The 12,650-nt window shown below is 74.4% G+C and carries 4 protein-coding genes and 1 pseudogene; 2 read left to right on the plus strand and 3 right to left on the minus strand.

From position 1 onward, the window contains the following. Nucleotides 1-182: 182 nt before the first annotated feature. The gene (locus OV079_RS07600) at nt 183-1,340 is read left to right on the plus strand and encodes a hypothetical protein (RefSeq protein WP_267767113.1); all 1,158 of its coding nucleotides are present in this window, start codon (nt 183-185) and stop codon (nt 1,338-1,340) included. A 455-nt stretch (nt 1,341-1,795) separates the two neighbouring features. Further along, a complete protein-coding gene (fghA, locus tag OV079_RS07605) occupies nt 1,796-2,641 on the plus strand; it encodes an S-formylglutathione hydrolase (RefSeq protein WP_267767114.1) in 846 nt (281 codons plus the stop codon). 160 nt (nt 2,642-2,801) lie between these two features. Here the strand turns inward: fghA and OV079_RS07610 are convergent, their stop codons facing one another. The 3 genes and pseudogenes from OV079_RS07610 to OV079_RS07620 form a co-directional block, all read right to left on the minus strand. Next, nucleotides 2,802-4,853 (minus strand): tetratricopeptide repeat protein, encoded by a 2,052-nt coding sequence (locus OV079_RS07610; protein WP_267767115.1) that lies wholly within the window; start codon nt 4,851-4,853, stop codon nt 2,802-2,804. Between the two features lie 922 nt (nt 4,854-5,775). Then, nucleotides 5,776-7,797, minus strand: a pseudogene (locus OV079_RS57400) (tetratricopeptide repeat protein); the annotation flags it as partial. Further along, nucleotides 7,794-12,629, minus strand: a complete 4,836-nt coding sequence (locus OV079_RS07620) for a tetratricopeptide repeat protein (protein ID WP_267767117.1) — start codon at nt 12,627-12,629, stop codon at nt 7,794-7,796. The gene OV079_RS07620 and the pseudogene OV079_RS57400, both read right to left, overlap by 4 nt. Nucleotides 12,630-12,650 lie beyond the last annotated feature (21 nt).

Here is a 12,650-nt window from a genome sequence, read left to right on the forward strand (position 1 = left end):
GGCGAGTTTTCGGCGCAAACCGGGGGGTGCGCAGGTGCGCCGCGCCAGGTTGACAACGAGGGCGTGTCAACTTGACCCGGCGGCGTGCCCAAATGGCGCCGAGGCGGGTCTGGAGGGGCTTTTTGACGTTTTCGGCGGGGCCTTGCGCGAGCCGGGGGGTCGCGTCATCCTCACGGACGTCCATGCAGCTCTCGCGTCGTCCGCTCCACGGCCTGTGCGTCGTGCTCGCAATCTCGCTGATCGCGCCGCCCGTGGCCGCCAAGCCGGCGAAGAAGCAAGACGCCCCGGTCGGGACCGCCAGCTCGAGCCGGCCGATCGACCCCGACATGCCGGACGCCGGCGACGAGGCGATCCCCGACGCCCCGCTCGAGGAGGGGCAGGTCGCCCCCGGCGCCCGCGCCACTTCGGGATCTGGCCCGAAGAACAGCTCGGGGATCTCGATGTCGCGCAAGCCCAACGTCGGCAGCGACACGCTCGCCCTGCAGTTCGACGCCGAGGCGTCGGCCCGCTTCGACGAGGGCAACTACCGCGAGGCGGCCCGCATGTGGGTCAAGGCGCTCGACGCCCTGTCCGAGAACGAGTCGAACCACAGCGTCCGCTCGGCCATGCTGCTCAACGCGGTCACCGCGTACGAGCAACTGTACGTCGAGTCCGGCGAGGTCGACATGCTCAAGCGCGGGCAGCTCATCATCTCGGACTACCTGCGCGCCTGCAAAAAGCGCTACGGCTCGGTCTGCGACCGCTACCAGGAGACCGCCGACGCCCGCAAGCGCCTCGAAGAGCTGATGAAGCGCATCGAGGAGGCGCAGCCGAAGATCAAGAAGATCCCGCCGGAGATCGACACCGCGCCGGGCGGCCGACCCTACAACCGCGCGATCGTCCAGCCCTCGGCGCCGCCGTGGATCGGCGCCGCGTTCGCGGTCGGCGTGGTGTTGGGCGCCGGCGGCGCGGGGCTCATCTACTGGTCGCGCACGCACGAGTTCAAGAAGAGCTCCGCCGAGCAGGCGGCCGAGGGGACCGCCGAGTCGGCCAAGATCGACTTCCGCGAGGAAGGCGACACGACGGGCGACACCGGCGATACGGGTGACACCGGCGACACCGGCGACACCGGCTCGAGCGGCTCGGCGACGACGCAGATCGAGCTGGACTCCAACGTCCGCCGCGACCTGGCGACGGCCGCCGGCGTGTTCCTGGCGGCCGCCGGCGTCGGCCTCATCATCATGGCCTCGGTCAGGCTGGCGAAGCACCGCCGGATCAACCGCGAGCGGGCGTCGGTGCTGTCGGTGTTCCCGGCCCTCACGCCGGGCGGCGGCGGGCTCGGCCTCAGCGGCCGGTTCTAGCGGGCTGGCGCGGAGACGCCGGGTCTGTCCCTCGGGATATGTACGGCTGTCCTCGCGGACAGGCTGCGTCGGCCTGGCTCGCGGGACAGGTGTGCACGTCCTCGCCGACGGCGGCGAGGGAGGGGCTCGGCGCCTGTCCTTACGGACAGGGTCTTGGCTGGCGAGACGATCGTCGGGGTGATCGGGTCCGGCCCTGTCCTTGCGGACAGGGCCGCGGCCGGCGCGACGAGCGTCGGGGTGGCCGGGCCCGGCCCTGTCCTTGCGGACAGGGCCGCGGCTGGCGACACGATCGACCGGGTGGCTTGGCCCGGACCTGTCCTTGCGGACATGTGAACCGCGCGGCGCGGGCCGGCGCGGCGCAGCGGGCTCAGGGGGCCGGGGGCTCGCGCGAGGACGCGGCCCTGGTCGCCGGGGAGGCTTCCGCGCGGGCGCGGCCGGTGCTAGGGTCCCAGGCGATGGGATTGCGGACGATCAGCGAGAGCCGCTGCTTCGGCGGCGTACAGGGGACCTACAGCCACGCGTCGACGGCGACCGGGACGGAGATGCGGCTGTCGGTGTTCGTGCCCGAGCAGGGCCGCTCGAGCGCGCTGCCGGCGGTCATCTACCTGTCCGGGCTGTCCTGCACCGAGGAGAACTTCACGGTGAAGGCGGGGGCCCAGCGCTGGGCGGCCGAGCTCGGTCTCGTCGTGATCGCCCCCGACACGAGCCCGCGCGGCCCCAACGTGGCCGACGACCCGGCCTACGACCTCGGCCAGGGGGCGGGTTTCTACGTCGACGCGACCGAGTCGCCGTGGGCGCCCCACTTTCGCATGTACTCGTACGTGGCCGAGGAGCTGCCGGCGTTGATCGCGGACAAGTTCCCGCTGCGCCCCGGGGCGCTCGGGATCATGGGCCACTCGATGGGCGGCCACGGGGCGCTGGTCCTCGGCCTGCGCGAGCCGGGGAAGTTCGCGTCGGTGTCGGCGCTGGCCCCGATCGTGGCGCCGTCGCAGGTGCCGTGGGGGACCAAGGCGTTCTCGGCGTATCTCGGCCAGGACCGGCAGCTCTGGCGTCCGTACGACGCGACCGCGCTGGTCGAGGACGGCCACCGCCGCCCGGACCTCATCCGCATCGATCAGGGCGAGGCCGACAAGTTCCTCGGCGAGCACCTGCGCCCGGAGCTGTTCGCCGCCGCGTGCGCGCGGGCGGGGCAAGCGGTGGAGGTGCATCGCCACGCGGGGTATGACCACGGGTACTTCTTCGTGGCGACGCTGATCGGCGAGCACCTGCGCCACCACGCCGAGCTGCTGGCGAAGCGCTGAGCGGTCGGCTCGCGAGAACGCGACGACTCGGTCGCGCGAGGACGAGACGGCGACTGGGCTCGACGCGGCGCGGGGCCAGGCTGGCTTCAGGGACATGTTCGTCAGGACATGCCCGTGGCGGCATGTCCTGGCGGGCATGTCCCGCAGGCCAGCCGGCCGCTCAGGCCACGGCCTTGCGCAGGGCCAGGTAGGCGTCGCTCAGCATCCACACGCACAGGTCCTGGGCGTTGCGGCTGAGGACGATGCGCTGCTTGATGTTGCCGTTGGCGAAGCCGTCGAGGAGGCACGCGGCGGACAGGACGCCGGCGACGTCGCCGGACAGCAGCAGGGCCATGCGCAGGTCGGTGGTGAGGGTCGCGCGGGCGGTGGCGGCCGGCTCGAAGTGGTGGCTCGAGAGGGCCTGGCAGACGCGCAGCAGCGGGCGGCGCTGGCGGCGGGGCAGGTTCTTGCCGAGGTTGTTGGCGACGTCGCGCAGGCGGCGGGCGTCGGGGTCGGCGGTGATGGCGTTGAAGACCTTCGTGACCTCGAAGCTGGCGGCGATCATGAGGTCGAGCTCGACCGGCACCAGCGAGCGCACGCGGCCGCCGCCGAGGGCCCGGCGAGCCAGGGCCAGCGCCCCGAGGCCGCGCCAGCTGATCGGGTCGCCGCGCAGCCACAGGTTGACGCCGAGGCGCAGCGTCGGCTCCTCGCCCTCGTCGAGGACGGCGACGGTGTTGTTGATCGAGGTGGCGCGCATCGCCATGTCCTCGATGCCGAGCAGGCGACACCACTGCTGCAGGTTGTTGCGGATGGCGCCGGTGTCGACGTTGGGCGGGACGGGCACCGTCTCGTCGCCGTTGAGGCCGGTGAACTCGGGGAACATCCGGTCCATCGCCGTCTCGACGCAGGTGAGCAGGTCGTTGATGTCGGGCAGCTCGCCCGGGGCGAACAGGAGTTGCCGGAGCGCCGGCGTCGCGAAGGCGGCCTGCAGGCCCTGGGCCGAGGCGGGGCGCATGAAGCCGTCGGGCAGGCCGATCGACTCGCCGGGCTCGAGCGCGTGGACGAGGAGGCGGGCCATCTGCGCCAGACCAGGGTTGGGCCGGTTGGCGACCTCGGCGAGCAGGCGGATGTCGCTCGGGTTGAGCGCGCCGCGACCGATGCCGCCGAGCATGGCCAGGCGGATCGGCTCGAGGAAGGTGGAGACGCGCTCGGTCTGGCCGAGCCGCTCGAGCAGGCGGGTGAGCAGGAGGATCGTGGTGCGGTTGCCGGGCCCGAGCTCGGCGGCCCGCTCGACGGCGGCCAGCGCCTGGGCTTCGCGACCTGGCACTTCGGCCAGGAGGCTGGCGCGGCGGAAGTAGAGCTCGTGCAGGCGATCGGGGTCGCGCTCGCGGGCGCACAGGCGATCGAGCAGCTCGGCGGCCTCGGCGGGCTGACCTGTCCGTTCGAGCAGGCCGGCCATGAGGGTGATGGCCCGCGGGTCGTCGCCGCGCGAGGAGAGGACGATCCGGCCGTGCTCGAGCGCGCGGGCGAGGGTCTCGGGGGCGCGGGCGAGGTAGCCGGCGAGGATCAGGCGCAGGTCGACGGCCGAGGGATCGGCGGGGTCGTAGAGCGCGAGCAGCTGCTCCATGACGCGCGCCGACTCGGCCTCCTTGCCGAGCTGCTGGTAGCAGCGCACGAGGCCGCGGAGGGCCTGCTTGCCGTCGGGCCGGGCCTGGGCGGCGACGGTGAAGTAGGCGAGCGCGTCCTCGTCGCGGGTGCTCTGCTCGCCGAGGTAGACGCCGAGCTCGTAGCGCAGGCCGGCGTCGCTGATCCGGCCGAACACGGTGCGCAGGAGGTCGAGCGCGGGCTTGGGCTCGGGCAGCTGGCTGGCCAGGGCGCGGGCGAGGCCGATGGCGTCGCGGTAGTGCGGATCGCGGCCCAAGATCTGGCCGAGCAGGCCGAGCGCGACCTCGGCGTCGGCCGGCTTGCCGGAGTTGCCGGCCCGCACCGCGGCGTCGCGCGCCTCGGCCATGAGGGTGTGGACGCTGACTGCCTTGGTCTTCGGCGCGGCCGACTCGCGCGCGGCGCCGGAGGACACGCGCTGCAGGCCGAGCTCGGCCGGGGCCAGCGAGGGCATGGCCCGCAGGGCGGCGCGGTAGGCCCGCTGGGCCTCGTTGATGGCACCTGCCTGTTCGAGCAGCTCGGCGCTCTCGAGGTAGAAGATGGCCCGCTCGCCGTCGCTCTGGGCCCGCACCGCGCGCGCCGACGGCGTCGGTCATCGCCAGCGGGTTGTTCGGGTCGGACAGCAGGCCCTCGAGCAGGCGCACCGCGTAGGGGTTGCCGGGGTCCTCGCGCAAGGCGCCGAGGATCGCGTTGGCGGCGAACTCGCGGTCCTCCGGGGCGGCGGAGCGCAGCAGGACCTCGGCCGACTCGACCAGCAGGGTGGCCTTGTAGTGGGTGTCCTCGCTGACGCGCGCGAGCCGGAGCCGTTGATTCGGCAGCGACTCGGTGTCGCCGGTCTTGCGCAGCAGGTTCTTGTACTCGCGCAGGAGGATGGCGTCGTCGGGGGTGTGCTCGATCGCCTCTTCGTAGGTGCGCCGCGCCTCGTCGAGGTTGCGCTCGGCGAGGTGCAGGCGCGCGAGGTGGACCAGCACGCCGGCCTTGGCCGGGCCGCTCAGGTGCTGGCTCTGATCCTCGAGCAGGCGCACGAGGTTGGCGACGTCGCGGTTGGCGACCAGCAGCCGGCGCGCGCGCTCGCTGGCGAGGCCGTGCAGCGGCTGGACCGCGAGCGCGGCCCGGTAGTGCTGCAGGGCCCGATCCTCGTCGACGAAGGCGGTGTCCGACTCGGGCCTGGCGTCCTTGCGCGCGAGCGTCTCGGCGAGCAGGCCGAGGCGGTAGTGGTAGTCGGCCAGGAGCGCGGGGCTGTGCGGCAGGTCCTGGGCGCGCAGCAGGTCGTAGGCCTCGCGCACGCGGCCGTTGGCCGACAGCAGCTGCAACAGGCCCTCGCGCGCGGGCACGAGGTCGGGGTTCAGGCGGTAGGCGCGGGTGAGGTAGTCGATCGCGCGGTCCATGTCGCCGACCTCCTCGAAGCAGATCCGGCCGGCCTTGAGCGCGAGCACGGCGGGATCGCTGGTGGGGTCGAGCTCGGGCTCGTGCAGGCGCAGGAGGTCGTCGAGGTCGCCGCTGTCGCGGTAGATGCGGGCCAGGGCCCGCAGCGCCGGGGTGTAGCCGGGCGTCATCGCCAGCGCGCGCTCGTAGGCCTCGCGGGCCGCGGTGCGCTGCTTGAGGTGGAACTCCTGGGCCTCGCCGAGCTCGACGAGGATCGCGGTGCGGGCGGTGTTCTCCTCGAGGCGATCGACGAGCAGCTGCAGGGTGCCGATCAGCACCGGCGTGCGGCCGTGGGTGCGGCACAGGCCGGCGAGCTGGTAGAGCGCGAGCACGTCGTCCTGATCGAGCTGGGCGATCTCTTGCAGCGTGGCGATCGCGAGGTCGACGTCGTGCAGCTCGTTCTCGGCGATGGCGGCGATGCGGCGCAGCGCGGCCAGCCGCTCGCTGCCCTCGCTCGACTCCCGCGCCTGCCGCTGCAAGGTGGCGGCGGCCTGGGCCCAGCGCCGCATCTTCTCGTAGACGCTGCCGAGCGCGCGCAGGCAGTGGGCGCTGCGCGGGTCCTCGGCGACCGCGAGCTCGTAGACCTCGGCGGCGCGCGGCAGGTTGCGCTCGAGCTCCTCGTGGACGAAGCCGAGGCGCACGAGGATGGCGGCCCGCTCGGCGCCGTGCGGCTGGTGCTGGGCCCATTCGGTGAGGTGCGAGACGAGCGCCGGGATGTCGCCGGTGGCCCGCAGGATGTCGGCCAGCGCCTGCCAGACCCACCGCTGCTCGGGCAGGTGCGTGCGCACGAACCGGAGGTCGACCTCGAGGCGGCGATACGCGGCGGCCTCGTCGTCGGTGAGCGGGTCGGGCTGGACGTCGTCGTCGCCGCCGTCCTGCAGGCGGCGCAGGGTGCCGTCGTCGCTCATGGCGCTCTGACGAGCGGCCAGCGGCGTGGCGCTCCAGCGCATGCGGGCGATCTGCTCGCGCACGATCGCCTGCTCGCGGGTGTCGTCGAGCAGCGGGGCGAGGCGCGCCAGGATCTCGATGTAGTTGGGGTCGGGCTCGCCGCCGTGGCGCGCGAGGGCCTGACCGGCGAGGGCGTAGGCGAGGGCGTCGAGCAGGCCCTGGGCGGCCGACTCGTCGGCGCTGCGATCCAGCCAGGCGCGCACGTCGGCGAGCAGCGGCGCGGGCACGGGCTCGCTGCCGAGGACGACGACCGCGAGCTGCAGGGCGGTGGCGGCGGTGATCGGATCTTCGGCGAGGCCGGCGAGGCGGCGGTACAGCTCCGACAGCGCCGAGGGGGTGCCGCCGCCGTCGTGGCGGATCGTGCGGATCAGCCGGCGCAGCGCGGTGGCGTTGGTGGGGTCGTCGGTGTGCGCGAGCTCGAGGTAGCTCCGGCGCTGGCGCGGGTCGTCGGTGACGTGGGCGAGGTCGAGGCGCCGGGCGGCGCGCAGGCTCGGCAGGTCGATCTTGCGCACGTTGGTCGCCAGCAGCCGCTGGGCCTCGCCGTGGCGCTTGAGCAGGATCGCGGCGTCGACCGCGAGGGCGACCGCGATCGGGTGATCGGGCATGATCACGATCGCGGCCTGGTAGCTGCCGTAGGCGCGGCCGATGTCGCCGGTGGCGTCCTCGATGCGCTGGCCGTGCTCGATCCACGCGGCGACGCGCACGGCCGGCGGCTGACTGTCGTCGCTGGCCTCGTGGAACAGCTCGGCCAACTCCGCCGCGAGGTCGGCCCGGACGGCCTGCACGGCCGCGGCGACCTGGCGCACCGCGGGGCTGCCGGCCGCGAGCACGTCGTCGCCCTCGATGAGGCCCAGGCGCTCGCGCTGGACTCGACCTGTCTCTCCGGTCAGGGCGGCGCGCAGGTCGGGGCTCTGCTCGCGCGCGGCCTCGGCGGCCAGGACGTCGGCCAGCAGCCACCAGTCGACCGCGGGCAGGGCCAGCGCGCCGGGGGCCAGCGGGAGGTCGAGCGGCCAGAAGGCGTCGGGCAGGTCGAGCAGCGACGGCGGCGGGCCGCTGCCGGTGACGCGCTCGGCCGGGGCGGCGCCCAGGTCGAGCGGACGACCGCACTCGTCGAGAGGGAGGGGCTTGCGCGGGCCGGTCATGCGGGGAGCTCCTCGACGTCGCTCAGCTCGAGCTCGAGCTCGACGTTGTAGCCGAGGGCGCGACGCAGCGCGAGGTGCTCCTCGGACACGAGGTAGGCGACCAGGGCGGCGGCGCGGGGGAGGGCGAGGCTGGGGGCCTGCGCCGCGTCGGTGCCGGCGGGCCGGGCAGCCAGTCGGCGCAGCGGCACGCGCGGGTCGCCGCAGGCGATCGCGCCGGCCCGATCCTCGCCCTGACGCAAGGTGTCCCGAAGGACAGGCATGGAGAACTGCTGGAGGTTGCGCGCCAGGACCTCGGCGTCGTCGCCGAAGTCGACGGCCACGCCGGCGCCGGCGAGGCCCTCGATGATCGCGTCGGAGACGCTCTCGTCGCGCGGGTGGATGTCGTCGAGCTCGACGCCGGCGCAGCTGGCGAGGCCGTGCATGACCGCCATCACGCCCTCGTCCTCCATGGCGTGGTGGAGGTGGTCGCCGCCGGTCGACAGGCGGAACAGGGCGCGGCCGATCGCCTCGCGCGAGCCGGGCGAGAACGGGGCGCTGTTGATCTTGCGGCCGATGAGCAGCACCGGCGCGGTGCCGACGTGGGCGACGACGCCGTTGTCGTCGCTCGGGTTGAGGAACAGCAGCGGATCGCCGACGCCGAGGGTGCGGGCCAGGGCGCGGGTGACGACGGCGACCGAGCTGGCGGCCGGCAAGCTGTGGCGCTGCGCCAGGTTGACCGGCGGCGGCGGAGCGCCGGGGATGCCGGACATGTACTTGACGCCTGCTTGCAGGAGGTGCACCGCGGCGGCGCAGGCGGGGTCGTCGACGGTGAAGAACGGCTGCGGCTTGTCGGGCGCGGTCGGCAAGGGCCACGGCGCCGGCTGCAGGACCTCGCAGCGGCGGCTGGCGGGGACGAGATCGGGGTCGACGGTCTCGAGCACGGCGGCGCACACGTAGACGCCGCCCGACTCCTCGGCGGCGTCGAACAGGCGCAACAGGCCGGCGATCGGATCGGCGTCGACGCCCTCGGGGTCGGGCCGGCTGCCCTTGTGCGGGCGCACGAGGCCGCGGTCGCGCAGGAGGGCCCGCTGGGCGGCGATGCCGGCCTGCAGGGCGACGCGGGCCTCGTCGCCGCGGCCGAGCTCGATGAGCAGGGCGTGCAGCTCGAGGATGACGTCGGTGTTGGCGGGGCGCAGGCGCAGCAGCTCGCGCAGCAGGCCGGCGGCCTCCTCGGGGCGGCCGCGGACGCGGCGATCGATGTCGGCGAGGGCCCGCAGGCTGCGCACGCGCTCGTCGGCGTCGCCGAGCTCGAGCAGGCGCTGCAGCACCTCGACGCGCTGATCGACGGTGCCGATGGCGGAGGCGATCCGATCGGCGGCCCGCAGGGCGACGAAGGCCTGGAAGCCGCCGCGGCTGGCGGCGAGGTAGTGCTCGAAGGCGGCGTCGGGGGCCCCGTTGCGCTCGTGCGCGTCGGCCAGCAAGAACTCGAGCACGGCCCGCAGCTCGGGCGAGGTCTCGCGCTGGAGGGCCTCCTGCAGCTGGGCCACGGCCTCGGCGCCGCGGCCGGCGCGGGCGTAGAGGCGGGCGAGGTCGACGCGCAACGCGACGTGCTCGGGGAACGAGCCGACGGCCCGCTCGAGCAGGCCGGTGGCGCCGTGGTTGCCGTCGCTGACCTCGACGATGCGGGCGATCGCGCGGGCGGCCTCGGGCGTGAGGGACTTGGCGGCGATGAGGGCGTCGAAGCGGCGGGTGAGCGGGCCGAGCAGCGGCTGGGCGCCCTCGCGGCCGTGCTGCTCGCGGGTCCGCCACAGCGCGGAGAAGGCCGGATCGGAGGTGGGCTCGATGTCGAGGGCGCGGGCCAGGGCGCGCCAGGCCCGGGCCGGATCGCGGGCCCGCACCGCGAGCAGGCCGGCGCGCACGCCCAGCGCGTGCTGGTGGGCCGGATCGCCGACGAGGAGGGCGATCTGGGCCAGCAGGTCGGCGGCGACGACGAGGTCGGCCGGGGCGCCGCGCTGCTCCATCAAGCAGGCCTTAGCGTGCAGGGCCGGCAGGTACTTGGGCCAGGTGACGAGCGCGGCGTTGAGGCGCGACAGGGCCTCGTCGAGGTCGCCGGCGCGGACGTAGAGGTCGGCGCTGCCGCACAGCAGGGCGGCCCGCTCGACGTAGTCCTTCTCGCCGGCGGCGGCGGTGTTGAGCTCGGCCGCAGCACGTCGCGTGGGCCCGAGGTTGCGGCGCGCGGCGATGCGGGCCTGGCCGCGGCGCGCCTGGTCGTAGCGCGGATCCTTGGCCAGGATCTCGGCGTAGCCGGTGTCGGCGGCGTCGAGGTCGCCGGCCGACTCGGCGGCGCGGGCGGCCCGGTAGCGCAAGCTGTGGCTGAAGGTGAGGTCGCCCGACTCTTCGACCGAGGTGATCGCCAGGGCGGCGGACATGCCGGCGCGCACGAGGTCGGGGCGGCGACTGAAGCGGGCGGCCCGGGCGAGCCGGAGCTGGGTGTTGAGGTCGCGCGGGCGAGCCTCGGCGGCGGCCTCGAGGTACTGCACGCCGAGCGCGGGCGAGTCGGACAGCTCGGCCAGCAGCAGCGCGGCGGCCTGACGGTTGCCGAGGCCGCGCTCGTGGGCCAGCGCGCCGCGGGCGGCGACCCGCAGCTCGGCGCCGTCGCCGTTGGCGGCGCAGTGCTCGAGCAACGTCGTCCAGCCGCCGCCGAGGCTCGGCCACTGGGCGAGCGCGCGGCGCAGCTCGCCGGTGGCCTGCTCGGCCTGCCCGGGGTCGGCCCAGATCCCGGCGGGATCGGAGGCCCGCACCAGCGCGGCGCGGTAGATGAGCAGGGCGCGGGCCCGCTGGCCGCGCGACAGATCGAAGTGACGCGCGAGGTAGCCGAGCAGCGCGTCGGTGCGCCCGAGCGCGGCGGCCAGGCGCTCGCCGGTGTGCAGCGTCGAGAGGTGTTCGGGCCAGGTCTGAAGGACCAGGTCGACCTCGTCGAGCGCCTGCGGCAGCTCGCCGAGCGCGAGCAGGCGGTGGATGATCTCGAGGTGCAGCGACAGCCGCTGCGCCGGATCGACCGCGCGCTGCAGGCGGCGGCGCAGCAGGTCGATGATGCCGACGTCGTCGCCGCGGTCGCGGAGGATCCGCTCGAGCAGCGCGAGCGTCGGCGGGTGGTCGGGGACCTCCTCGAGCGACTCCTGCAGGCTGGCCTCGGCGTGGCCCGTGTCGCCCATCTGCAGCGCCAGCTCGGCGCTGCGGAACAGCAGCTTGGCGCGCCGCAGCGGGCTGATGGTCAGCTTGATCTCCTGCTCGGTGACCTGCAGCAGCTCGCGCGCGCGGCCGGCCTTGGCGAGCAGGCGGGCCAGCTGCTGCAGCGACGGCAGGTGCTCCGGGAACTCCTTGAGCAGGGCGACCAGGCACTTGATGGCGGCCGACGGATCGCCCTGGCGCTCGTGCAGGCGGGCGAGGATCGACAGCAGGAACACGCGGCGCGGGCCGCCGACGCCGCGCTGCAGCTCGCCGCTGTAGAGCTCGCGCAGGCCGTCGAAGCGGCCGAGCTGGAGGAGCACGCGCTCGAGGCGGTCGAGCGCGGGGCGGTAGGTCTGCGACGAGGCGACGGCCTCTTCGTAGAGCTGGCGGGCGCCCTCGAGCTCCTTGAGGTTCTCCTCGAGCACCTGGCCGGCGCGCAGCTGGGCCTGGGCCCGCTCTTCGGGGCTGAGGCCGGCGGCGTCGGCGGTCGCGACCTGGAGCTTCAGCAGCTCGAGCAGCTGGTGCCACGACTCGTTGGCGATGAGGTAGCGGCCGGCGTCCTCGAGCGCGGGGGTGTGGCCGGGGAACAGCTTGAGCGCGCGGCGCATGGCGCCGAGGCCCTCGCTGACGCGGTCGAGGCGGATCATCGCCAGCTTGCCGAGGCGGTAGAACAGCTCGGCCTCGGTGCCGGGGTCGGAGCCGCCGATGGCCTTGAGCTGACCGGCGCAGGCCTCGACGGCGACGTCGTAGCGCGCCGTCGCCATGGCCAGCTCCTCGAGGTTGCGCCACAGGCTGAAGTTGTCGGGCTGCAGCTTGGCGGCCGCGTGCAGCAGCGAGACGGCGCCGGCGCGCTCGCGGACCTCGCGCAGGACGAGGCTGGCGCGGGCCAGCGGGCCGGCGCGCTGCTCGGGCGGACGCGCGTCGGCCTCGGCCTCGAGCGCGCGCAGCATCAGCTCGGCGTTGCCGGCCGCCTCGGCGACGCGGAACAGGTCTTGAATGAGGAGGAGGTTGCCGGGCTGCTCCTCGCCGGCGGCGATCAGCAGGGCCGCGGCGAGGTTGAGGTCGCCGCCCTGGCGGGTCTCGAGCACGGCGAGGTCGCGCGCGACGGCGGCGACGGCCCGCGGGTCGTGCAGGACCTCGAGCTGCGCCTCGAGGTTGGCGACCAGCGCCATGAGGTTGCCCTGCACGAGGGTGACCGCCTCGACCGAGCGCAACACCGCGAGGTCCTTCGGGGTCGCGCGCAGGGCCGCCTGATAACACTGCAAAGCGGCGGCGCGATCCTTGAAGTGGGTCTCGACCAGCTGGCCTCGCTCGCGGTAGAGCGCCGCCGCCTCGCGCGGGTGGCGAGTGGCGCGGATCTCGAGATCGAGGTAGCGAACGGAGTTGCGGATGTCGCCGCGCCGGAGAAAGATCCGGTAGAGGAGGCGCATCGCCGGCCGCAGGTCCGGCACCAGCTCCAGGGCGTGGGCCAGCAGGCGCTGGGCCTCGCCGTCCTCGCCGCGCACGACACACCAACGCGCACACGTGACGGCGACCACAGCCCGGAGTTGCGGCTCACTCGTCGGTGTCCGCGACAGCACCTGCAACATCTCGAGCAGGGGCATCTCGGCGGTTTCGGGCATCGCTCGGGCGCAGTCTACACC

It is taken from the genome of Nannocystis pusilla, from assembly GCF_026626665.1.
Taxonomy (GTDB): domain Bacteria; phylum Myxococcota_A; class Polyangia; order Nannocystales; family Nannocystaceae; genus Nannocystis; species Nannocystis pusilla.

Coding starts and splice junctions, on each gene's coding strand:
- OV079_RS07600 (WP_267767113.1), top strand. CDS start 183: ATGCAGCTCTCGCGTCGTCCGCTCCACGGCCTGTGCGTCGTGCTCGCA.
- fghA (WP_267767114.1), top strand. CDS start 1,796: ATGGGATTGCGGACGATCAGCGAGAGCCGCTGCTTCGGCGGCGTACAG.
- OV079_RS07620 (WP_267767117.1), bottom strand. CDS start 12,629: ATGCCCGAAACCGCCGAGATGCCCCTGCTCGAGATGTTGCAGGTGCTG.